This window comes from Neisseria canis (assembly GCF_900636765.1).
GTDB classification, from domain to species: Bacteria; Pseudomonadota; Gammaproteobacteria; order Burkholderiales; family Neisseriaceae; genus Neisseria; species Neisseria canis.
Genome location: NZ_LR134313.1, coordinates 2182793 through 2206952, shown reverse-complemented (window position 1 = coordinate 2206952; position 24160 = coordinate 2182793). Strand labels below are relative to the sequence as shown.

Genomic DNA, 24160 nt, shown 5'->3' with positions numbered 1-24160 from the left:
AATGCCTGTCTGAAAAAATTAAGTAATTTGATGTAGTGGCTTGTCAAGTTTACCTGTTTAGCAGTATAACCGAACAAGCATTATCGTTAATCGTTATTCATCTGTGTAAAAAAGGTATTTACCATGTTTTTTGACAAAATCGAAGCAGCACCTGCCGATCCTATTTTGGGTTTGGGCGAAGCATTTAAATCGGAAACCCGTGAAAATAAAGTTAACTTGGGTATCGGTGTTTATAAAGATGCGCAAGGTCAAACCCCTATTGTAAAAGCCGTGAAAGAGGCTGAAAAACGCTTGCTGGAAACCGAGAATACCAAAAATTATCTCACTATCGACGGTGTAGCCGAATACAATGCGCAAACGCAAAAGCTGCTGTTTGGCGCGGATAGCGAAATCATTGCTTCCAAGCGTGCCAAAACCGCGCAAAGCTTGGGCGGTACCGGTGCTTTGCGTGTGGCTGCCGAGTTTATCAAACGCCAGACCAACGCCAAAAACATTTGGATTTCATCGCCTACTTGGCCGAACCACAATGCGATTTTCAAAGCAGTGGGCATCAACATTCGCGATTACCGTTATTACGATAAAGCCTCGCACGGTTTGGATTGGGACGGCTTGATCGAAGATTTGAGCCAAGCCGAAGCGGGCGACGTGGTGCTGCTGCACGGCTGCTGCCACAACCCCACCGGTATCGACCCCACGCCGGAACAATGGGAAACTTTGGCAAAAATGGCTGCCGAAAAAGGCTGGTTGCCGATGTTTGACTTCGCATATCAAGGATTTGCCAACGGTTTGGAAGAAGATGCCTACGGTTTGAGGGCTTTTGCCAAGCTGAATAAAGAATTGCTGGTGGCCAGCTCTTATTCTAAAAACTTCGGTATGTATAACGAGCGTGTAGGCGCGTTTACTGTGGTTGCAGCCGATGAAGAAACCGCCAACCGCGCGTTCAGCCAAGTGAAAACCATTATCCGCACGCTGTATTCCAACCCCGCTTCTCACGGTGGCGCAACCGTGGCTTTGGTATTGAAAGACGAAGCTTTGAAAGCGCAGTGGATTGCCGAATTGGACGAAATGCGCGGCCGTATTAAAGAGATGCGTCAGCAGTTTGTGGATTTGTTGAAAGAATACGGTGCAAAACAGGATTTCAGCTTTATCGTGAAACAAAACGGTATGTTTTCATTCTCCGGTTTAACGCCTGAGCAAGTTGACCGTTTGAAAGACGAATTCGCGATTTATGCCGTGCGTTCGGGCCGTATCAATGTGGCGGGCATCACACAAGACAATATCCGCTATCTGTGCGAAAGCATTGTGAAAGTGTTGTAAATATGGCTAAAGCGGCTTAAATTCAAAAGCCGCTTTTTATTTGCTAATTAACTTTGTGTGTTGATAAAAATGCCTGTCTGAAGAGTTTCAGACAGGCATTGCAGTGATGGGTGGTTTAATTTTCAGATTTATTTTGCGCGTTGCTTGCTTTTCCGCTTTGCGAGCTTTGGAACAGCGGCGCTTTGTTATTTTCGTATTCCTTTTGCTTTTCTTTATCCTTGAACTTCACTTCAAAAAGCTCCGCGCGGCTGAATGTTTTGCTGATTTTTTCTTCCATGCCCGGTGTATTCTGCACCCAATAGAGTGCTGCAATGGGGAGCCCTACAAGCAGTAAAACCGTTTTGCTGATTCGCATTTATCGTACCCTCGTGTTTTAAAATATTGTTTATTCATATTGTATGTTGTTTACAATATTTTAACAATCTGGATTTCATGGCAAATAGGTTTCGGACGAACGCTATCATATTTTTATTCAACGGTTTTCTTGGCTTTTTTTCTGAAGCGCATAATTTGCCGTATGGCGTTCAGGCTGGTGCCTGCACCGCCGATTAAGAGCAGCAGAAGCAGGGGCCATAACAGAATTTGCGGCACAAACCAGAGTAATACTGCGGTAAGCAGCAAAACGGTGCCGATGGCCAGATAAGCCCATGCTTCGCTTTGATCGACCAGGCGGGTTTGCGAGATATTGGTGTCGAACACATGGCTTAACTGCATCACTTGGCGCATCATGCCTCTTACATGGCTGCGGTGCAGCGCTTTGTGATGGCGGTATGCCGGCTTGCGGTCAGCGCAAGGTTGCGCGTGTGCCTTTTGATCCAGCACGACTTCGGTGGCGTTTTCCAAATCTTTCAGAAAAATGCGCTCAAGCTGGTAAACGGTGGCGGGGTCTTCGATGGAAATGTCCAGCTCGCGGTTGGCATACCAGCTCGACAGGTTTAAATTGGTGCTGCCCACGCGTGCCCATTGGCCGTCGATGATGGCGCTTTTGGCGTGAATCATGGTGCCGTCCCATTCAAACACGCGCACGCCCGATTCTAAAAGTTGGCGGTATTGTGTGCGCGATACCGTGCCTATCCATTTGATGTCGGATGTGCGCGGTACGAGAATCCGCACGTCGACACCGGCTTTGGCGGCGTTGATTAATGCCTGCACATACATGCGCGTAGGCATGAAATAGGCGTCGGTAATCCAGAGGTTTTGGCGGGCCAGGCCGATGATGTTTAAATCCAACCGCATGGTATTGGTGTTGGCCGGGGTAGTGGCCAGCACCCGGGCGCAGGATGTGCCGGAAGGGACGGATTCGCCGCTTTCATAATTACGCATCCGGGCGGGCATTGTGCCGTTTTGTGAGCGCAAAGTGTCTTCAAAGGCGCTCAGGATGTCGTGCACAATCGGGCCGGTTAATTGCAGGCCGGTGTCGCGCCAAACGGAAATGCCTTTTTCTGGCCTGCCTTCCCATGCTGATGAAATGCACAATCCGCTCACAAATGCGGTGTGTTCGTCGATGATGATGGACTTGCGGTGGTTGCGCGACAATACGCCCAAGCCGCCGAACCAGCCGGGCGGGTTGTATGCTTTAACTTCGGCGCCGGCTTGGGTTAAGGGTTTGAAAAATCCCCGCAGATGGGTGTTTATCGAACCCAGCCAGTCGTAGACCAGGGCAACGGCCACGCCTTCGGCCAGTTTTTCCAGCAGAATATCGCGTATGGTTTTGCCGAATGTGTCGGGCGCAAAGATATACATTTCGATGCAGATGCTTTCTTTGGCCGAACGTAATGCGGCTTCCCAAGCCGGAAAGTTTTCGGTGCTGTCGAGCAGGATGGTGATTTCGTTGCTGCAAGACGGGCGGGCGCCGGAAGCGCGCTGAATCATTTGTTCGATCAGCGTGTTTTGGTTGGCGATGTGGGCGGTGGGGGTCTGTGTATTCATAGTGCTTAATTATAGCGTGAACGGTGTGTAATAGACTCAATGCCTGTCTGAAAGGTTTTTCAGACAGGCATTGTTTGAATAAGTTTGATTTGTCTGGTTTATTTTTGGCTGCCGCTGCGCACGATGGCGCGCACGATGAAGCGGTTGGGGTGCAGTGATTCGCGAATGCGGCGGGAGAGCGGGTTGGGCAGGCCGAGTATTTCTGCGGCGAGGCTTTCGGCGCAGACGGGTGCGCTGGCCAAACCGCGTGTGCCGTGTGCGGTATTGACGTAGACATTGGGCAAATAGGGGCAGGGTGTGTGGATGCGGTAGTTGCGGTCGAGTGCGAGCTTGGCATACACCTTGCGCATGGCTTCGCTGTCGCCCAGCGCGCCGACGAGCGGCAGATGGTCGCTGCTGTCGCAACGCACGGCGGCATGGCCTTGCAGGGAATGCCTGTCTGAAAGCAGGCTGTCGGACAGCCGGGGATGCAGTTCGCGAAGCATGGCTTGATTGGCCTGCTCTTCCGCTTCGCGCCATTTGCTTGAGTTGCAGTGCTGGATAAATGTGGCGCCGTAGCAGTGGACACCTTGCCATGCGGGTGCAATGTAGCCGGTACCGGAAAGGGCCGTGCGCAGGTTTTCAGACAGGCATGTGGCCGGCGCCAAAGCGGTTTGGCCGCGGATTAATCTGAGCGGCAGGCTATCCAACGGCGGCATTCGGCTGCCCGATGCGCCGGTGCAATAAATGATGCAGTCGGCTTCGATGGTGGTGTGGGGAGAGGTAAGCTGCCAATGTTTGCCGTTGTGGTGCGCATTCTGCAATGGGCAATGGGAATACACGGTGATATTGGGATGGGTAAGCAGGGCGTCGACAAAGGCCGGTGGATTGAGCCATACGCCTTGCGGCCAAAACAAACCGCCCTCCGTTAAAGCTATGCCGGCAAGCGAGGAGGCCTCTTCCGCGCTGACACCGCGGTAGAGGTGGGCATGATGGATGTGTTGCCCGAGCAAGGTGTTGCGTTGAATTTCGGCTTGATTGTGGTTGAGATGCAAAACGCCGTTGCCGCCCCAGCTGCATTTTTCCGGCAACAACTGCTCGAGCAGGCGGCGGGTATGGCCGTAGCCGCAAAGCAGAAGTTCGGTTTGTTCGGTGTTGTGCGGCGAGATTTTGGCATAGAGCAAGCCTTGCCGGTTGCCGGACGCAGCCTGCGCCGGTTTCTCCGCTTCCAAAACGCTCACTTTCACGCCGCGTTCAGCCAATGCCCGTGCCGTGGCTGCGCCGGCTATGCCTGCACCAATCACGGCCACATGTTCCGGTTTGGGCGGAGGCGGCGGAATAAACCAGGATTTTTGCGTTTTTTCCGGCAGTTGCGGCACGGCTTCGGTTTGCCATTCAACAGGCTCGTCGAAATATTCGTTCAAACGGGGCGCAATATCGGGCGGCAGCAGCCATAAGTGGCTGTTTGGCAACACGTTTTGCAAAACATTCGGCCCGCTAAATTGCAGGCAGGAAAGTTTTTGCCGTAACAGCCGGGCGAGACGAAGCTCGGCCTCCTGAGGGTTTTCAGACAGGCATAGCTCGGGCTGCGACAAATCGGGCAGACAGATAACAACATGTCGGTGCGATTCGGCGGCGATGAGCAGTTGCAGGAGGGAGGGGAAACAGTTAAAAGCAGCAGGCATGGTATGGCGGGCAGGCACAGTAAAAAAGCATATTATCGTTATGCTGCTTTTAAATAAAGGGGAAATGTCGGCAACGCCTGTCTGAAAACCGCAATAAAATGCATAAAAGCATTTTCATTCTTCAGCGTTTATTATATATTTCAGAAAATCGGCTACGGCCGACTACAAACATTATCGCTTGGATAACACTCACTCATAATTCCGGGCTTTTCTGAAAATCCAAAAAGGTAAATCCTTTACCAAAATTAGGAGAACATTTATGACAAACCAGGCAGCGGAACGCATCCAACACGAAGGCCTGCGCAGCAAAATCATGTCGGCCGAGCAAGCGGCCGAATTTATCAAAAACGGTATGGTGGTCGGCATCAGCGGCTTTACCGGCGCAGGCTACCCGAAAGCCGTGCCTACAGCCATCGCGGAGCGCGCGAAAGCGGCCCATGCGCGTGGCGAGGAATTTGCATTCGGCATGATTACAGGCGCTTCTACTGCCCCGGAGTGTGACGGCGTATTGGCAGAAGCCAACTGTATCAGCTTCCGCAACCCCTTCCAGTCAGACCCCGCTTTGCGTAAAAGCATCAATGCCGGCAACACCGCTTATCAAGATATGCATTTGTCGCACGTTGAGCAGCAGATCCGCCAAGGCTTCTACGGCGACATGCAGGTTGCCATTATCGAAGCAACCGGCATCACCGCCGACGGCAAAATCATTCCTGCAATGGGTATCGGCCACTGTAATGAAGTATTGAAAGCCGCCAAACACGTTATCATCGAAGTGAACGCTAAGCAAAACCCGCTGTTGGAAAGCATGCACGATGTGTATTTCGATATCGGCACGCCGCCCAACCGCCAACCGATTCCTTTGGTAAAGGCAGACGACCGTATCGGTACACCTTATTTGGAATGCGATCTGAACAAAATCGTCGCCATCGTATTGACCGATGCTTTCGACCGCAACAGCAAATTCGCCGATCCTGATGAAAATTCAAAACGCATTGCCGCCCAAATTATCGACTTCTTCTCGCACGAAGTAAAAGCAGGTCGCTTGCCTGCCAACCTGCTGCCGCTGCAATCCGGCGTGGGTAACGTAGCCAACGCGGTATTGGCCGGTTTGCTGGATGCACCGTTTGACGATTTGACCGGCTACACCGAAGTGTTGCAAGACGGTATGTTGGACTTGATCATCGCCGGCAAAATGAAATCTGCTTCTGCAACCGCACTGTCGTTCAGCCCGGATGCTTTGCAACGCTTTAACGACAATATCGAGTTTCTGCGCGACAAAATCGTTTTGCGTCCGATGGAAATCACCAACAACCCCGAGCTTATCCGCCGCTTGGGCGTAATCGGCATGAACGCCATGATTGAGGCCGATATTTACGGTAATGTAAACTCAACCCATGTTATGGGCACCAGAATGATGAACGGTATCGGCGGTTCGGGCGACTTTACCCGCAACGCATTCTATTCATTCTTCGTGAGCCCTTCCGTGGCGAAAGACGGCGCGATTTCCTGCATCGTGCCGATGGTGTCGCACCACGACCACACAGAACACGACGTAATGTTTATCGTTACCGAGCAAGGTATGGCCGATCTGCGCGGCAAATCACCCCGCCAACGCGCCAAGTTGATTATCGAAAACTGCGCCCATCCTGATTACCGTGATATGCTCCGCGATTATTTCGATCGCGCGGAAAAAGCAGGCGGATTACACACGCCGCATTTGCTGAACGAAGCCCTGTCATGGCATCAACGTTTTGTTGAAACAGGCGACATGCGTATCAAATAATCGAAATCTGCTCAAAATTAAAACCTCTGCTGATAAAGCAGAGGTTTTTTGATGCCTGTCTGAAAAGATGTTACGCTAAATCTTTCAGACAGGCATGTTCATTCTCTAAAAAACTGCCCGCAGCACTGCTTGAATTTTTTCCCCGAGCCGCAGAAACAAGGCGTTTTCATGCCGGGTAACGGCACAGTAGGGTCAATGAAATACCAAGAGCCGTTTATATTCACAAAAGCAGACAATTCCCGATGAACACGGATTTCGCCTTGCTCGCAAAACCGTGCTTTAAATTCTACTTGGGCATGATGTTTGCCTATTTGGGGGCGGTGCCTTAAAACAGTTAACTCCAACCATTCTGCACCGCGGCTCCATGCATCAATCGCCGGGCGGTTTAATAATGCCTGTTGCGCAGGCACGGTAGTAGATACGATATAGTCGGTTTGCTGTAAAGCATAAGCCGCATAGCGCGAACGCATCAGCGCTTCGGCATCCGTTGCATTACGCTTGCCCTGATGCAAAGGCGCACAACAGTCTGCATAAGGCAGGCCGGATTGGCAGGGGCAGAAAGTATTCATAACAGGGTTTATCTTTAAAGATATTGGTCGGAAATGATGTATTCAAAGTTTTCAGACAGGCATTATTTACATAAGCATTAAATGCGGCTTTTTCGCTGCGGCTACACTTGTCAAATGACCGTTTTACCGAATTATTGTGAAAAAACTTGCTTTTGCCAAGTTAAGTAATTAAAATTACTTGTTTACGAAAATTCAGATTTATTTCAGGAGACATCAAATATGGCAAATAGCGCACAAGCCCGCAAACGTGCTCGCCAAGCTGTTAAAAACCGTGCACATAACGCCAGCCTGCGTACTGCTTTCCGCACTGCGGTTAAGAAAGTATTGAAGGCTGTTGAAGCAGGTGACAAAGCTGCTGCCCAAGCGGTTTACCAAGAAAGCGTTAAAATTATTGACCGTATCGCCGATAAGGGCGTGTTCCACAAAAACAAAGCTGCACGCCACAAAAGCCGCCTGTCTGCTAAAATTAAAGCAATGGCTTAATTTCAACAGACATCCAGCTGGTTCAACGCAGTAAACATGCCCCCAGATAGCCCGTAGGTTTATATTGGGGGCATCGTTTTTCTTCAGCTGCGTTGGATGGGCGAAGTATAAAGAATACAGGCTATCACTTTGAAATAAATATAATTATTGAAAATTGCATTATGAATCGGTTTAAGTATAGTGTATTGGTTTGTATGGGCATATTGCCATTGGCAGCACATGCCGCGGATCCCGCGTTGCAGTGTACACTTGTGAAAAACAATGCCGCCCGCCTGGCTTGTTTCGACAAGGTATATGCAGCCCAATTCCCACCGCAAAATTTGCCTCAAGAGCCCAAACGCCAACCTAAATCAGTGGATTTGGTTAAATCGTTTGAGAACAGTATCGATAAAAAAGAAACGGTTGTGGTTTTTGACGATGCATCAACACAAGCGCCTTCTTCGGATTTGATTGAAGCTGCCGATGCCTACACGCCGCTCAGCCAGCTTTATGATTTAGATGAAAATAATGAAAGCGGCATTTTATCCTTGCGGGAACATAACCCTATGTATATCTTGCCTGCATGGTATAACAGCAGCCCGAATTACAAACCGCACAGTTCTACGCGTGGTGAAACAAATGCGGAAAAGTTCACCGAGCAAAAACGCATGGAAACCAAAATGCAAATTTCTTTCAAAACCAAGATTATGGAAGATTTGTTTAAAACCCGTGCGGATGTATGGTTTGGCTATACCCAAAAATCAGACTGGCAGGTGTGGAGTCAAGGTAGGAAATCGGCACCTTTCCGCAACAGTGATTACATGCCTGAGCTGCTCATCACGCAGCCGGTAAAAGCCGATTTGCCGTTTGGCGGGAAATTGCGCGTATTAGGTGCAGGGGTTACGCACCAATCGAACGGGCAAAGCCGCCCTGAATCACGCTCGTGGAACCGCATTTATGGTATGGCAGGGATGGAATGGGGCAATCTGACCGTTGTTCCAAGGATATGGATGCGTGCTTTCGATATGAGCGGCGAAAAAGATGATAATCCCGACATTATGGATTACATGGGTTATGGTGATTTGAAGCTCCAATACCGTTTTAACGACCAGCAAACTTTAGGAACCACTTTGCGCTATAACCCTAAAACAGGTAAAGGTGCGGTAGAAGCCGGCTATGCATTTCCGGTAAAAGGAAAGCTGAAAGCTTATGTAAGAGGCTTTCACGGATATGGCGAGAGCCTGATTGATTATAATCACAAACAAAGCGGCATCGGCATAGGCGTGATGTTTAATGATTGGGACGGTTTTTGATTGTTTAACAATCTCGTTTCTTTAAGCGCGAATGCGTATAATACGCTGTTGGGCAGTTATATTTACGGAAAAATTAAATAATGGCGGAAAAAAAACCGGAAAGCGGCGGAATCGGTAAGGCATTGAAAAAATATCTGATTACCGGTGTCTTGGTGTGGCTGCCGATTGTGGTTACCGTTTGGGTAATTACCTATATTGTCGGCGCTTCCGATAGGTTGGTAAACCTTTTACCTTTGCATTGGCGCCCCGAACAATATATAGGCTTTAAAATTCCGGGCTTGGGCGTTATTGTTGCTATTGTGGTGCTTTTTGTTACCGGTGTATTCGGTGCCAATGTGTTGGGCAGAAAAATCCTGGAGGCATGGGACGCTCTGCTTGGCCGCATTCCGGTGGTCAAATCAATTTATTCCAGTGTGAAAAAAGTGTCTGAATCTTTGTTTTCAGATAATGGGCGTTCTTTCAAAACACCGGTGTTGGTGCCGTTTCCGCAGCCCGATATATGGACGATTGCGTTTGTGTCGGGCAACATTCCGCCTTCGGTAGCAAAAGGCCTGTCTGAAAACGGAGGGGAAGAATATGTTGCCGTATATGTGCCGACCACGCCAAACCCCACCGGCGGCTATTACATTATGGTGAAAAAAAGTGATGTACGCGAGCTGGACATGAGTGTAGATGAAGCTTTGAAATATGTGATTTCTTTGGGTATGGTTATGCCTGACGAACCAGTTGTAAAACATTTGCCCGAAAAAAAGCCGATAGCAGAATAGCAGATAAATTTGCAAAACCGATGAAACGTATTTTACTGTTCAGTTAAGTTGCTTTGGCCTTTATAGCGCCAGTTTACCCTGATGCGAAAGGGGGTGTTGATAGCTATATCTATGGGAAAACCAACGTTGAACAGTTGCATTATTTGAAAACAAGACTTGAGTAATTTATGCCTGTCTGAAAACCATTCGGACGGCTTGAATCATTAATTAAATCAAAACAGATCAACAAGGTGAATTTATGCGTACCAATTATTGTGGCTTAATCAGCGAACAATACTTAGACCAAACCGTTACCGTGAAAGGTTGGGTGCATCGCCGCCGCGACCACGGCGGTGTGATTTTTATCGACTTGCGCGACCGCGAAGGCATCGTGCAGGTGGTTATCGACCCCGATACGCCGGAAGCCTTCAAAACCGCCGATTCAGCCCGTAACGAATACGTGTTAAGCATTACCGGTAAAGTACGCAACCGCCCTGAAGGTACGGCCAACGATAAAATGATTTCCGGCAAGATTGAAATTTTGGCGAAAGAAATCGAGATTTTAAACACCGCCGCCACACCTCCGTTCCAAATCGACGACGAAAACATCAGCGAAAACGTGCGCCTGACCAACCGCGTTATCGACCTGCGCCGTCCGCAAATGCAGCGCAACCTGCGCCTGCGCTACCAAGTAGCTATGGGTGTGCGCCGTTATTTGGATGCACAAGGCTTTATCGATATCGAAACGCCGATGCTGACCCGTTCCACTCCCGAAGGCGCGCGCGACTACCTCGTGCCCAGCCGCGTGCATCCGGGCGAGTTTTTCGCTTTGCCGCAATCTCCGCAGTTGTTCAAACAACTGCTGATGGTGGCCGGTTTCGACCGTTATTACCAAATCACCAAATGCTTCCGCGATGAAGATTTGCGTGCCGACCGCCAGCCCGAATTCACCCAAATCGATATTGAAACCTCGTTCTTAAGCGAGAACGAAATCATGGACATCACCGAAGGCATGGCCAAACAGGTGTTTAAAGACGCATTGGGTGTGGAATTAGGCGACTTCCCACGCATGCCTTTCTCCGAAGCCATGTTCTACTACGGTTCCGACAAACCCGATATGCGCGTGTCGCTCAAATTCACCGAGTTGACCGACTTGATGAAAACCGAAGAATTCAAAGTATTCCGTGCCGCAGCCGACATGAAAGGCGGCCGCGTGGTGGCTTTACGCGTGCCGAATGGTGCGAAATTAAGCCGCAAAGACATCGACGAATACACCAAATTTGTCGGCATCTACGGCGCGAAAGGCTTGGCTTACATCAAAGTCAACGACGTGAGCAACATCACCAACGGCGAAGACAGCGGCCTGCAATCTCCGATTGTGAAATTCCTGTCTGAAAACTGCCTGAAAGAAATCATTGCCAAAACCGAAGCGCAAAACGGCGACATCATTTTCTTCGGTGCCGACAAAGCCAAGATTGTGAATGAAGCCATCGGCGCATTGCGTATCAAAGTCGGCCACGAACACGGCGCGGAAAACGGCTACTTTGTGGACGAGTGGAAACCGTTGTGGGTGGTTGATTTCCCGATGTTCGAATACGACGAAGAAAACGACCGCTATGCCGCCATGCACCATCCGTTTACTTCGCCGAAACAAGGCCATGAAGATTTGATGGAAAGCGATCCTGAAAACTGCTTGGCGCGCGCTTACGATATGGTGCTGAACGGTTGGGAAATCGGCGGCGGTTCTATCCGTATCCACCGTGCCGACATTCAGGAAAAAGTGTTCGCCGCCCTGAAAATCACTCCGGAAGAGCAGCAAAACAAATTCGGCTTCCTGCTGGACAACCTGAAATTCGGTGCGCCGCCGCACGGCGGTTTGGCATTCGGTTTAGACCGTTTGGTCACTTTGATGACCGGCGCCGAATCTATTCGCGACGTGATTGCTTTCCCGAAAACCCAGCGCGCCCAATGCTTGTTGACTAATGCGCCGAATGCGGTTGACGATAAACAACTGCGCGAATTGAATTTGCGTTTGCGTCAAAAAGCAACCGATTCCAAAGAAGCATAATTTTCTTGAAAAAGCAGCGGCCTGAACGTTTATCGTTTCAGGCCGTTTTGTTTTATAATTCTTCGGTAAAATCGGTCTGGCGGGTATGGCAATATTTTTTCAGATAGGCATCATTTTTTATTAATTCAACGTGTTGTGTTTGAGAGTTTGAAGCATGTTTTATATATGCCTGTCTGAAAAAGAGTACTGGTGGTTTAGTGGCGGCTTCCGGCCTTGATTGTAAGTATAAAAAGCGCAGATTAATAATCAGATACAGAGTTGTTCCTGTGTTCAAGAAAAAGCGAAAGAAATAGTTGTGGGCAAAAATCCTTTAAAAATAATAAGTATCATCGCAGTAGCGATAGTATTGGCCATCAGCTTCTGGTACAGCCCGGCGTGGTTGAAGCTCTGTTACGGATTGGCTTTGTTTTTATTCGGTATGCAAAGTATCGAAGAAGGTTTGCATAACGCGGCAGGGGGTATGTTGGAGCGGCTGATGGCTAAAAGCACGGCTACGCCTTTGAGAAGTATGCTGTTCGGCATGGGTGCAACATTCGTTTTGCAATCAAGCACATTGGTTTCTTTGCTTACTATGGCGTTTCTTAGTGCGGGTTTGATTACTTTAGCCGGAGGCATCGCCGTTATTTTAGGAACGAATCTGGGGGCTACCAGCGGTATTTGGTTGTTGGCTTTGGCTGGACAAAGCATCAGCTTAAGTCCTGCTGCCGTGCCTATGTTGGTATTCGGCATTTTAGCCGGATTTTTTAAAGGCAAAATGAAGGGGTTTGGCAGAGTTTTGGTCGGCATTTCGCTTATATTTTTAGGCATTGATGCGATTAAAGACGGTTTTCAGAGTGTAGGCAGCACGTTTGATTTTGCTTCGGTTCAAGTTCAAGGGGCTGCCGAAGTGGCTATTTTCAGCTTCATCGGTTTGTTGCTGACTATTGTGTTGCAATCCACACATGCAACCTTGATTCTTACACTTGCGGCTTTGGCCGGCGGGCAAATCAGTTTGGCTCAGGCTTTTGCGATTGCGATAGGCTCGAACGTCGGAACGAGTGTTTCTACGGCTTTCGTGGGTATGCTGGGCAGTGATCGCGGCGGCCAACGGCTTGCGATGGCGCATTTGCTGTTTAACGTTGTGACGGCGTTTTTATCTTTATTGCTGTGGATTCCGATTACATCTGCCGTTCAGGCGGCAGGTAATTGGCTAGGTATGAGCAATCTGCTTCAATTGGCATTTTTCCATACGATATTCAATGTGTTGGGTTTGATTGTGTTTTGGAAGTTTCAAAATCAGTTGGCAGACGAGCTGTTGCGCCGTTTGCCCGACAGCGCCCAAGCGGGTTTACAAGAGCCGAAAAGGGAAAACAAACGGCATGCCCTGTATCTGAATGAAAACATGCTGCGTTCGGGAGACACGGCTTTGCGTGCGGTGTGCAAAGAAATCGAGCATTTAAACACCTTGAGTTTGGAAGTGATTTGCCAGGCGCTGTTTATTTCTGAGCAAGAGCTTTACGAGAACGTATCTTCCAATGAATTAGGCCTGCCTGAAAAAGTGCAAAAAGTTGATGTTCAAACACTTTATCAAGACCGCATTAAGCCGCTTTATGGTGAGTTGGTCGAATTTACCAGCAAAACCGATATTGACGAACGTGATGACAGACAAATATTGTTGATGAATGCGCACATGGTTGCCATGCAAATGGTGGAGATTGTGAAAGGCAGCAAACATATTCAAAAAAATATGCAGCATTATTTGCAACAGCCGCAATCTCCTGTTTATCAAGAATATTTAGATTTACGGGCACATTTGTTCGATACTTTGAAGTATTTCTACCAAACATCTTTGCTCGAAGCCAACTCCCCCGAGCGCACCGACAATATTGCGTTATTGGCGCAGCATGTAGAAATGCTGGATACCGCTTTCCGAACCAGCGTGTTGGAAAAGCTGCGTGCAGGGGAAATCGACAGCTGGCAGACCACTTCTTTAATGAACGATATTAATTATGCCAAGCGGATTGGTTTGGGTCTTTTGGATATTTTGCGGGAAGAAACAGATTTGATGAATCATCCTGCCGATAAAGAGCCGAAAGCAGCATAATCTGATTTTGATCCTTTACTCTTTGGCTTAGTCTTGGGTTAGCCTTGAAAATCTGCGGTTGCTCTCCGGGAAATCGACTCCGTATACAAACCAAATCAACAAGGCATATAAGAAGGCTTGAATGCATAATCCGATACTCAAATTGCCTGCATCCAAAGAGGTTGAGGAAATACATGTCATCATGATACCGAGCAAAACAGAGGCAATGGCCAGCCATTGGTAAACGCGCATACCCATAAAATAAGGCGTTTGCGGCTCTCCACGGAGCGATTCTTCTACAAAACGGAAGATGCCGGTGAGAATGAAATAGATACCGGTCAAGAATGATGCGGGCATTTCCAATGTATAAAGCCGCCACAGCAGAAAGAAAGTGAAAAAGTTGGCAGCCATTGAATAAAGCTGGGTCGGATAGAGATTTTCCCCGCACAAACCGGCCAGTTTGTTTACCCGCGATTTCGGATGGGTAAACCGTAAGCCTGCCGCTGCATCAGTCGGTTTCCCGTGGCAACAGCCTTGAACTAGGCAGCGGCAGCGGCCGAAAAACTGAATAGGGCATGCGGCTAGAGCCGCCGCTGCCAATAATGACCAAATATCTGCTCCGAACAACCCTGCTGCGAACACCGCAGCCAAAATGCCGATAACGCTGCCATAGTAGCCAAACGGGCGCAATAAAGCGGCAGATCCTTCTACCCATTGGGCCCATAATCCTGCTCCGATAAATCCCGAAAAACCAATCAGATAAACTGCCCATAAATCGTTTGGCAACAAATAGGCCATCATTAAAAAGCCGAAAAAACCGCCTATCGCCGCATAAAACCCGTGGTTAATCAGGCGCACTTTGCCAAACTGCCATTCATGCCATGAGTTGGCAATCCGTTCGCACACATACAGCATTTTGATATAAATCGGTTTTCTATACCGAGCCAGCCAATAAACCAAAACAGCGGCCACGGCATCTGCGAGCGTGTGATTATGGGTCGTGAGACAGCTTAAAATAACCAACCAACCGGCGGCTTTAAGGTAAGGGCGGTATTGCTTGGAGGCGTCGTTAAAATAATGTATGGCAATGAGTGCCCAAAATATATGGAAAGACGGGAACGAAGCCATGGGTGAATCATGTTGCCGCCCCCATTCGATGATATTGTTGAACAAGGAATCAGGTAACGATTGGTAAGCTACCGCAGCCGGGATAACCAGATAGCTGTAAAAAATCAAGAGCATGCCCCAAAAAGCATCCGTCATCCATTCGCGTAGGCGTTGGTTGCTGCCGATAATAAACGGTACCGAAATTATGAGCGGATAAGAGAGCAAATAAAACAATACGGTAAAGGGCAGCAGCGGCACATAATCGTCAACGACGGTGTTACTGTACAACACATCCGAAGGCATACCCGCCCAAACAAATAGCTCATACCCGAACAGCCACGGCAGGAATACCAGCAAGGCTGCGCGTATTTTTTCAGACAGGCCTGGCTTTCGTAGGTTTGGTGGAGGTAAGCTGAGCCATGTTTTGTGCAATAAAGGTTTTGCGCCGAATTGCTGCTCGATGATTTCACGTTCAAATCCATACACATAAGTTATGATCATAAGCGTGAACAGAGGCGTAACCAGCCAAAAACCAGCCGGAGATCCGTTCAGCCAGGCCAAACCCAAGCACAACATCACGGCGCCTGCGTAAATCGGATGGCGGCATACGCGGTATGCGCCTGAAAATACATATTCTTCCGGCGGAAAGGCATTCATCGGCAAGCCTTTTCCTGTACGCCACAGGCCGAGCATGGCCCATAGCGTCAAAGAAACCCCCGCTGAAGCAATAATGCCGCCCATCCATTGTGCTTCAGGTAAGGGTAGGGTCACAAAATCATCGGCATATACCGCCCACTGCCACAACAATACGGGCAAAATTAAACAAAACACGGCGGCGTAAAGTATTTTCTGTAAGATTAGAGGCATGTTTTTCTTCAAATAAAATAATTTGTGCTGCTGGCTTAAGGGTTGCGGTATTTAAGAACGCCACAATACTTTTTCGTAAAGCGCCCAGCCGGTTTCCGGCGGTGCGTCAGACATAACAAGCCGGGCACGGCTTTTCCATTTTGTTTCCCGGGTTTTTAAAAAATCTCTGCCGAACAACCTGTTGAGTATGGGAAAGCGCTGAGCCAGAGCCAGCAAAGGCTCATCTTTCACGATAGCGGGTTCGGCAAAATCCAAACATAAACCGCATTCAGGCAGCAGCAGTTTGTGTCGGTTCAATACAAAGTCTTGATAGCACTTTCCATTCAGATAAAGCAGTTTCAAGGGATTTTTACCGCGCCATTCCAGCCACACCAGCGTGTGGGACGGGGAAAGAAAACGCCCCCAATATAATTCGTCCAAAGGAAGCCGCCACGGTTCCAAAGTGAGCGTCAGGGTTTCTGCGTAGCCCAATCCCTGAAAAAATTGCCCGTTTAATGTGCAGGAAAATCGGGCTTTGGGCGTGTGGCAATGCCACAGCACATCTTTGTTTGTGTCTGTAAAAGCGGCGGCATTCAATAAATCGGCCGGATTGAGAGGCGCATTCAAAGCCTGCCATTGCGCCGATACGGATAATTGCGGCTGCATAAACGCGCGTTGGTTTTCGCCGAGTTGGGCAGCTTTCAGACAGGCATGTTCATACAATACATTATCTGCGTTGTGCAACATCACGGAAGAATAAGGCAGGCGGATGCCTAATAATGATAATTCTGCTGCATAGGCAATCAGGGCATTGCCGTTTTCGTCGATGCCGTCAAAATAATGTTTGCAGAGTTTAAACACGAAAATTCCTAACAGATTAGGGACGTGGAAAATCGGAGTACTGAAGTCGCAGCAGATAAATTTATTTTGGATACAAAGTTTTGAGGGTTGCTGCGACGATGCAGCAAAAGCAAGTTTGGCTGACACGGTGTTTCTATTCAAAATACCCAAAACCCTTTAAAAATTTAAAGGATTTTGAGTGTGGTCAGGCGTGTTCCGTATTATAGAGGGCACTGTTTGTTTCAATAAATCAGTATGCCGGACTATTTCTTCAAACGGAATTCCGCCGCTTTGGCATGGGCGGTAAGCATTTCGCCTTGTGCCAACACATCGGCAATCCGACCGAGCTTTTGCGCGCCTTGTTCGGAAACCTGAATCAGGCTGCTGCGTTTTTGGAAATCGTAAGTGCCCAGCGGCGAAGAGAAGCGCGCCGTGCGGCTGGTGGGCAGCACATGGTTGGGGCCGGCGCAATAGTCGCCCAAGCTCTCGCTGGTGTATTTGCCCATGAAAATCGCACCGGCGTGGCGGATTTTTGGTGCCCATTCCTGCGGATTTTCTACCGACAATTCCAGGTGTTCCGGCGCAATATAGTTGGCGGTTTCGCAAGCGTCATCGAGGTCTTTGGCCAGAATCATCGCGCCGCGGTTGTTTAAAGAAGCCTCGATAATGGCACGGCGGGGCATGTCTTCGATCAACCTGTTCATGGCCGCTTGAACGTCGTCCAAATATTGCTGCGAGGTGGCAATCAGAATGGCTTGGGCGATTTCGTCGTGTTCGGCTTGGCTGAACAAATCCATCGCCACCCAATCGGCAGGCGTGGTGCCGTCGGCAATCACCAGAATTTCAGACGGCCCCGCCACCATATCAATGCCTACCACGCCGAACACGCGGCGTTTGGCGGCGGCCACAAACGCATTGCCGGGGCCGGTGATTTTATCGACCTGCGGCACGGTTTCGGTGCCGTAAGCCAAAGCCGCCACCGCCTGCGCACCGCCGACGGTAAACACTTTGGTTACGCCGGCCACAAATGCCGCCGCCAACACAATATCGTTGCGCTCGCCTTGGGGCGTGGGCACTACCATGATGATTTCGGGCACGCCCGCCACATGCGCGGGCATGGCGTTCATAATCACCGAGCTGGGATAAGCCGCTTTGCCGCCGGGAACATAAATGCCCACACGGTCGAGCGGGGTAATCTGCTGGCCGAGCAGCGTGCCGTCTTCGTCGGTATAGCTCCACGATGCCATTTTTTGGCGTTGATGGTAGCTTTCCACGCGGGCGGCGGCGGTTTTCAAGGCCGTCTGAACTTCGGGGGCAATACGTTCGAAAGCAGCCTGCAAGTCGGCTTGGCTCAGCGTTAAATCGGCCATAGTTTGTGCATTCATTCCGTCGAAACGGTTGGTGTATTCGATTAGCGCCGCATCGCCGCGCTTTTGTACGTCGGCACAGATGTCGGCAACAATTTGATCGATTTTCGGGTCTTGCGCGGTTTCAAAAGCCAGCAACGCTTTCAGCTCGGTTTGGAAGTTGGGGGATTGGGTGCTGAGAAACTTCATGATCTATTTCATCTTAGATGGATAATAATGGATTGAATGTTTTCAGACAGGCATAGGCCTGTCTAAAGCCGTTAAGCAGGTGCTTATAAATATTTAACGCTTTCCGTTACGTCGATGGTTATTTTGCCGGTATTTTGCAGCTGGTCAATTAAATCGGCTGCTGCTTCTTCGTTTACATTGACGCTCTGAATCAAATAGAGCAGTAAATCATGTTTCTTTTTAGGTTGGTTTTTCTTGATGGCCAATTCGGCGTCTTGTAACTGCTCGGACTCTGCATGTTTTATTTCAGCGGCAGAACTGTCATCCAAAACATGCTCTACTGCTTTTAAAACCTTTTCGGCTTCCAGCTCTACGGAAACTTTTGGCAGGTTTTTAGACGCTTTTTCTGTTTCACATTCTTTAAACAAAGGTTGTTTAAGTTGATTTTTTTGATCTTTATCGGCTTTTTTATCGTTTTTTAATTTGTCTTTCATTGAGAGACAGCATTTTTTCTGTATGCGGATGCACGCTTTCGAATAAAGCTTTTGCAGCTTTTTACAGCGTTTTTTCAGCTTTTTCCTCGGTGAAACCACAAGAATTTTAGCGCGCGGGTTATTTTTTAATAAGCTGCGGATATGTTTTGCAATTGCCGCCGAAGCTTTTTTTTCAGGCAGGCGGATAACGTCAATGCTTTTGTGTTTTTCCGAAAAGCGCTTGGCTTTTTTCAGCTTCTTCTTGCTTTTGGCAAAAAGAAATACTTTGCCTTCCTGTTTTTTTATGCGGGTTTTGCATCCTTTTAATGACAACTTGCTTAAATCGACAATTAAATAGCTCATCCCAAATCTCCTTTGCCTTATGTTTTATAGTAATGCAGTTTGAATTTAAAGCTTATTTGCCGTTTGCCACTACTCCTGCAAAAGCTTCTATGATCGGTTCGATTAATTCGTATTTGGTTTTCAGCGCAGCCTTGTTGACAACCAGCCGGCTGGAAATATCCACGATATGTTCTACTGCTTCCAGATTGTTTGCTTTTAAGGTACCGCCGGTTGAAACCAAATCCACAATGGCATCGCTCAGGCCGACAAGAGGTGCAAGCTCCATTGAGCCGTATAATTTAATAATATCTACATGAACCCCTTTTGCTGCAAAATGCTCCGCGGCAATATCGGGGTATTTGGTGGCAACGCGCAAGCGGCAGCCCGGCTTTGATGCGGCCGCGTAATCGAAGCCTTTGGGCACCGCAACCATCATGCGGCATTTGGCGATTTGCAGATCCAGCGGCTGGTAAAGGCCTTCGCCGCCGTGCTCTATCAACACGTCTTTGCCGGCAATGCCAAAATCCGCCGCTCCGTATTGCACATAAGTCGGCACATCGCTTGCCCTTACAATAACCAGGCGGATTTCGGGATGGTTGGTTTCTATGATGAGCTTTCTGGATTGTTCGGGCGCCTCGGCCGGAACAATGCCCGCCGCTGCTAAAAGGGGCAGGGTTTCCTCAAAGATTCTGCCTTTTGATAGGGCGATGGTTAAGCTGTTGTCTTGCATATTGTCTTTCGTGAAAATAGTCGATGCCTGTCTGAAAAAATCTTAAAATAAATAATAGGTTGCTTTATATTGAGCTTTAAACCACACCTTAAAAAATGCAGAGTTTTAACGGTTTTGCCTGTGTGCTAAAAATTAAAATGAAATCTACATCTTTAGCGGGAAGCAAGGGGCAATTCCGTTGTGTTTTTCCAGAACGCTTTTAACCTGATTCCAAATGTTTTTAATATAGCAAAGAAACGTAATCTTTGCTATGGAGTTGCTGTGTTCCGGCTTAAAAGAGGCAGTTTTATTAAAAGCAGCGAAAGTAGCAATAAAATTAATCTTGTAATATTAATGGATAATTGATATTTTTCCTTCGTTATTCCACTCTATTTTCTATTTCAAAACCCATTCCGACACACAATAAATCACCAGCCCTACCAGGCCGCCGACCAAGGTGCCGTTGATGCGGATAAACTGCAAATCCTTGCCCACGCTCAATTCCAGCTTTTCCACCATTTGCACGCTGTCCCAGCTCTTCACCTTTTCGGTTACAAAAGCCGCGGCACGGTCTTTATAGTTATGCACAAAGTCGCGCACCATAAGCGAAATGCGCACATCCATCCGCCGCATAAATTGCGGATATTCAGCCGCCTGCCGCAGCATATGCTCCAGCAGCTTTTCCATTTGCGCCTGCACCAGCGAATCAGCTTTTTTCACATCGCTTTGCGACCATTGCTGCAAACCCTGCCACAAGCTTGTTACCGCTTCCTGCAAGGCGGGAGATGCCGCCAGCTCCCGTTTTGTGGCTTCCAAGCGCTTATGCCACAGGCGTGAATGTCTCAGAGCGCGGGCAATCCGGTCTATCTGTTCCGAAGCGGAATGACGCAGCCTGTGCTGCGGGTCGGCCAATGCTGCGGCCAGATAACCGTCTGCCCAGTCCAACGCTTTTTCCGAAACCCAGCCGTCCACTTTTTCCAGCAGCGTGCCTTTGAGCGAAGCTTTGATTTTGTCCCATGTGCTCGGCGCATCGCGTTCGATTTTGACTGCCCATTCGTTCAAACTCTGCTCCAGCATCGCGCGCGTTTCGGGATGCTTCAACCAGCGCCTGATCTGCTTCATCAAAGCGCAAAGCAACACATCGTCCAAGCCCTGCCTTTTGATGGAAACCAATATATCGGCGAGCGTTTTGCCGATTTTGTCGCCGCTGTATTGCTGCATCAGCATCTGGCTGCCGAAGCGCGCGACCTGCTCCGGCTTGGCCGTTTTCAGCAAGGCCGGCACTTGCGCAGCCAGATTGGGCAGCCATTGCTTTCTGTTTTTGCTCAACCAATAAAGCAGCTTTTCACTCGGCTCGGCCTGATAAACCCTTAAAGCAATCGGCTTATCCTGCAAAAAATTGTGTTCGATAAACCGCCCCAGCTCTTCCGCAATACGGTGCTGGTTTTTCGGCAGAATAGCCGTGTGCGGAATAGGAAGCCCGAGCGGATGGCGGAACAAAGCCGTTACCGCAAACCAGTCGGCCAGCGCGCCCACCATCGCCGCTTCGGCAAACGCTTTTAAATAGCCCAATGCGGGATAGTGCCCCATATAGAGCGTGGCAACCACAAACAGCACACACGCGAACACCAGCAGACCCGTTGCAAACATACGGCTTTTACGCAAACGCGCGCGCGCATTGGCTGTGCGCACTTCGGCAGATAAAGTCGGCACGTTTTGCATGGCAGCTCCTTCCTAGTGATTCATATATTCTTAGTCAATGATTAACATAGCCGCAAATCAAACGAGTTCAAGCCCTTGATATGCTTTAAGATAACTTTTATGCCGCTTTTTCAGACAGGCATTCAGGCTATATACAGTAAATGTTGGCAGCCATGTGCACAATATGTGGATAAGCCGCTTTAACATTTGAAACATCTCACAATTTCAATTCTGCCTAAAAATTAAGCAAAATCAAGCTTTGTCGGAACCGAGCATAATCACCAACATCCCGCTCAAACACAAAATCACCCCCAACCAGTCGCTGGGCTGCGGACGGATGCCGTCAACCAGCCAAAGCCACAGCAAAGCCACACTCACATACACACCTCCGTAAGCCGCATAAATCCGCCCGCTTGCCTCAGGGTGCAGCGTCAACAACCAAGCGAACACCGCCAAACAAACCGCCGCAGGCAGCAAAAGCCACGGCGGCCCATTCTGCCGCAGCCACACATAAGGCAGCCAACAGCCCAAAATTTCCATGACCGCCGTGATACCGAACAGCACCAGCATTTTCACGTTATCCATCTATATCCTTTTCAGACAGGCATTTATCAAAACTATTTTATCCCGCCTGATAACACAAAACCAAACTGCTACTGTATTATTCTGCCAATAGGCTTTACAATAGTCGCCCAAATTACTAACGATTACACGCAAAAAAAGGATACAACAAATGAGAATTCTGCTCGCCGGAGCCAAAGGCCAGCTCGGCCGCTGCTTTAAAGACCGCCTTCCGGAAGACTGGGAACTGATCGCCACCGATTCCCAAACCCTCGACATTACCGATGCCGCAAGCGTGATGAATATGGTAAAGAATTTCCAACCCGATGCCGTAGTCAACGCAGCCGCCTACACCGCCGTGGACAAAGCCGAAAGCGAACGCGACAAAGCCTTCGCCATCAACGCCACCGGCACCTATAACCTGGCCGCCGCCGCACAAGCCGTGGGCGCAAAATTCGTGCACGTATCCACCGATTACGTTTTCCCCGGCAACGCCAAAAGCCCCTATACTGAAACCGACTCGCCCGACCCCGTCGGCATTTACGGCAAATCGAAACTTGCCGGCGAGCTGCTTGCCCTCTCTGCCAACCCCAACAGCATGGTTATCCGCACGGCATGGGTATTTTCCGAATACGGCAACAATTTTGTCAAAACCATGCTGCGCCTTGCCAAAGACCGCGACACCTTAGGCGTGGTCGACGACCAAATCGGCAACCCCACCTACGCCGGCGACTTGGCACAAGCCATCATCGATGCCCTGAAGCTGCAAAACTTCCCCATCGGGCTCTACCACTATTGCGGCGACAAATCCGTGAGCTGGTGCGACTTCGCCCGTGCCACGTTCCAAACCGCTTCACAAAGCGGCCGCGATTTCCGCGTACCCATCACCAACGGCATCACCACCAGCGAATACCCCACACCGGCCGCCCGCCCGCCTTACAGCGTAATGAACTGTGACAAAATCAAATCGCTGGGTTTAAACATGTCCGACTGGCAGGCCGCTTTAAACAAAATCGTGCCCGTGTTGCTGGCTGAACAACAAGCTTCGTAAACGCTGCCTGTTTCATCATGCAAACAATGCCTGTCTGAAACTTTTCAGACAGGCTTAGATTCGAATTTCAAGTGCAACACTCAGGCAGTAGAGGTTGGAACAGATTCAAGAATAAAACACTTGGCGTTTCATAGCCAAGTGTTTTTCTTGGCCTATGGTTCAGTTCATCCTGAACCCTGCGTATCTCCCGATGGCTGATGTTGCGGAAATCGGTTTGTTTGGGGAAATATTGGCGGATGAGTCCGTTAGTATTTTCATTCAGCCCTTTCTCCCAAGAACGGTAGGGGCGGCAAAAATAGGTTTCTGCCTCCAATGCTTGGGCTATTCGGATGTGTCGGTAGAATTCTTTGCCGTTATCCATGGTAATGGTATGGACTCTGGCTTTATGCGCCTTCAATACCTTGATGACGGCGTTGGCAGTGTCTTTGGCTTTGAAGTTCTTCAACTTGCAGATGATGGTGTAGCGGGTAACCCGCTCGACCAAGGTCTGTAATGCGCTTTTCTGATCTTTGCCTACGACGGTGTCGGCTTCCCAGTCGCCGATGCGGGATTTTTGGTCGACGATGGCGGGTCGGTTTTCAATGCCGACGCGGTCGGGTACTTTGCCTCTGCTCCATGTACTGCCGTAGCGTTTACGGTAGGATTTGCCGGCTATTCCGAGATGCTGCCGCAAAGTGCCGCCGTTGCTTTTGTCTTGACGCAGATAGCGGTAAATGGTGCTGTGGTGGAGTGTGATTTGGTGGTGTTTGTGCAAATAGGCGCACACTTGCTCGGGGCTGAGTTTGCGGCGGATGAGGGTGTCGATGTGTTGAATCAGCCGGGAATGGAGCTTATAGGGCTTTCTTTTGCGCTGCTTGGTAAGCCGGCTTTGCTGTTGGGCTTTTTCGGCACTGTATTGCTGCCCTTGTGGGCAGTGCCGTTTGATTTCGCGGCTGATGGTGCTTTTATGGCGGTTAAGCCATTTGGCGATTTAGGTGACGGTGTGGTGGCGGGATAGGTATTGGATGTGGTATCGTTCGTCTTGGGTCAGTTGTGTGTAGCTCATGGCAATCTTTCTTGCAGGAAAGGCCGTATGCTACCGC

At 49.2% G+C, this 24160-nt stretch carries 19 protein-coding genes and 1 pseudogene; 8 read left to right on the top strand and 12 right to left on the bottom strand.

Features of this window, described 5'->3' with window-relative positions:
* Positions 1-123 precede the first annotated feature (123 nt).
* Entirely contained in the window at positions 124-1317 is a 1194-nt protein-coding gene (locus tag EL143_RS10470; RefSeq protein WP_085417011.1) for an amino acid aminotransferase, read from the top strand.
* Between the two features lie 115 nt (positions 1318-1432).
* On the opposite strand, the gene EL143_RS10465 is transcribed toward EL143_RS10470, so the two are convergent.
* The 3 genes from EL143_RS10465 to mnmC form a co-directional block, all read right to left on the bottom strand.
* Positions 1433-1672: a hypothetical protein gene (locus EL143_RS10465; RefSeq protein ID WP_085417010.1), complete on the bottom strand. Its 240-nt coding sequence runs from the start codon at positions 1670-1672 to the stop codon at positions 1433-1435.
* 113 nt (positions 1673-1785) lie between these two features.
* On the bottom strand, positions 1786-3246 hold the full coding sequence (locus tag EL143_RS10460) for a phospholipase D-like domain-containing protein (RefSeq protein ID WP_085417009.1): 1461 nt from the start codon (positions 3244-3246) through the stop codon (positions 1786-1788).
* 98 nt (positions 3247-3344) lie between these two features.
* Positions 3345-4910: an FAD-dependent 5-carboxymethylaminomethyl-2-thiouridine(34) oxidoreductase MnmC gene (gene mnmC, locus EL143_RS10455; RefSeq protein WP_085417008.1), complete on the bottom strand. Its 1566-nt coding sequence runs from the start codon at positions 4908-4910 to the stop codon at positions 3345-3347.
* Between the two features lie 259 nt (positions 4911-5169).
* On the opposite strand from mnmC, the gene EL143_RS10450 reads away from it, so the two are divergent.
* Complete coding sequence (locus EL143_RS10450) at positions 5170-6693, top strand: acetyl-CoA hydrolase/transferase family protein (protein WP_085417007.1); 1524 nt, start codon at positions 5170-5172, stop codon at positions 6691-6693.
* A gap of 98 nt (positions 6694-6791) precedes the next feature.
* On the opposite strand, the gene EL143_RS10445 is transcribed toward EL143_RS10450, so the two are convergent.
* Entirely contained in the window at positions 6792-7262 is a 471-nt protein-coding gene (locus EL143_RS10445) for a YchJ family protein (protein WP_085417006.1), read from the bottom strand.
* Positions 7263-7481: 219 nt separating this feature from the next.
* Here EL143_RS10445 and rpsT point away from each other — a divergent pair, with 219 nt between their 5' ends.
* From rpsT to EL143_RS10420, 5 genes are all read left to right on the top strand, one after another.
* The gene (rpsT, locus tag EL143_RS10440) at positions 7482-7745 is read left to right on the top strand and encodes a 30S ribosomal protein S20 (protein WP_085417005.1); all 264 of its coding nucleotides are present in this window, start codon (positions 7482-7484) and stop codon (positions 7743-7745) included.
* A gap of 161 nt (positions 7746-7906) precedes the next feature.
* Positions 7907-9037 carry a phospholipase A gene (locus EL143_RS10435; protein WP_085417004.1) on the top strand — a complete coding sequence of 377 codons (1131 nt, stop codon included), beginning with the start codon at positions 7907-7909 and terminating at the stop codon, positions 9035-9037.
* Between the two features lie 80 nt (positions 9038-9117).
* Positions 9118-9804 (top strand): DUF502 domain-containing protein, encoded by a 687-nt coding sequence (locus tag EL143_RS10430; protein ID WP_085417003.1) that lies wholly within the window; start codon positions 9118-9120, stop codon positions 9802-9804.
* A gap of 238 nt (positions 9805-10042) precedes the next feature.
* Positions 10043-11851 carry an aspartate--tRNA ligase gene (aspS, locus tag EL143_RS10425; protein ID WP_085417002.1) on the top strand — a complete coding sequence of 603 codons (1809 nt, stop codon included), beginning with the start codon at positions 10043-10045 and terminating at the stop codon, positions 11849-11851.
* Positions 11852-12146: 295 nt separating this feature from the next.
* Positions 12147-13934, top strand: a complete 1788-nt coding sequence (locus EL143_RS10420; protein ID WP_085417001.1) for a Na/Pi cotransporter family protein — start codon at positions 12147-12149, stop codon at positions 13932-13934.
* Between the two features lie 27 nt (positions 13935-13961).
* Here the strand turns inward: EL143_RS10420 and EL143_RS10415 are convergent, their stop codons facing one another.
* The 7 genes from EL143_RS10415 to EL143_RS10385 form a co-directional block, all read right to left on the bottom strand.
* Positions 13962-15887: a prolipoprotein diacylglyceryl transferase family protein gene (locus tag EL143_RS10415; protein WP_085417000.1), complete on the bottom strand. Its 1926-nt coding sequence runs from the start codon at positions 15885-15887 to the stop codon at positions 13962-13964.
* 51 nt (positions 15888-15938) lie between these two features.
* Positions 15939-16727 carry a hypothetical protein gene (locus tag EL143_RS10410; RefSeq protein WP_085416999.1) on the bottom strand — a complete coding sequence of 263 codons (789 nt, stop codon included), beginning with the start codon at positions 16725-16727 and terminating at the stop codon, positions 15939-15941.
* Between the two features lie 242 nt (positions 16728-16969).
* Complete coding sequence (gene hisD, locus EL143_RS10405) at positions 16970-18262, bottom strand: histidinol dehydrogenase (protein ID WP_085416998.1); 1293 nt, start codon at positions 18260-18262, stop codon at positions 16970-16972.
* A gap of 83 nt (positions 18263-18345) precedes the next feature.
* Positions 18346-19077 (bottom strand): hypothetical protein, encoded by a 732-nt coding sequence (locus EL143_RS10400; protein WP_085416997.1) that lies wholly within the window; start codon positions 19075-19077, stop codon positions 18346-18348.
* A gap of 52 nt (positions 19078-19129) precedes the next feature.
* On the bottom strand, positions 19130-19786 hold the full coding sequence (gene hisG / locus EL143_RS10395; protein WP_085416996.1) for an ATP phosphoribosyltransferase: 657 nt from the start codon (positions 19784-19786) through the stop codon (positions 19130-19132).
* 375 nt (positions 19787-20161) lie between these two features.
* Positions 20162-21487 (bottom strand): DUF445 domain-containing protein, encoded by a 1326-nt coding sequence (locus EL143_RS10390; RefSeq protein ID WP_372338552.1) that lies wholly within the window; start codon positions 21485-21487, stop codon positions 20162-20164.
* A gap of 231 nt (positions 21488-21718) precedes the next feature.
* Complete coding sequence (locus EL143_RS10385; RefSeq protein ID WP_197719595.1) at positions 21719-22051, bottom strand: YnfA family protein; 333 nt, start codon at positions 22049-22051, stop codon at positions 21719-21721.
* A gap of 148 nt (positions 22052-22199) precedes the next feature.
* Here EL143_RS10385 and rfbD point away from each other — a divergent pair, with 148 nt between their 5' ends.
* Positions 22200-23078 carry a dTDP-4-dehydrorhamnose reductase gene (gene rfbD, locus EL143_RS10380; protein ID WP_085416995.1) on the top strand — a complete coding sequence of 293 codons (879 nt, stop codon included), beginning with the start codon at positions 22200-22202 and terminating at the stop codon, positions 23076-23078.
* A 67-nt stretch (positions 23079-23145) separates the two neighbouring features.
* On the opposite strand, the pseudogene EL143_RS10375 reads toward rfbD, so the two are convergent.
* Positions 23146-24123, bottom strand: a pseudogene (locus tag EL143_RS10375) (IS30 family transposase).
* Between the last annotated feature and the right edge of the window lie 37 nt (positions 24124-24160).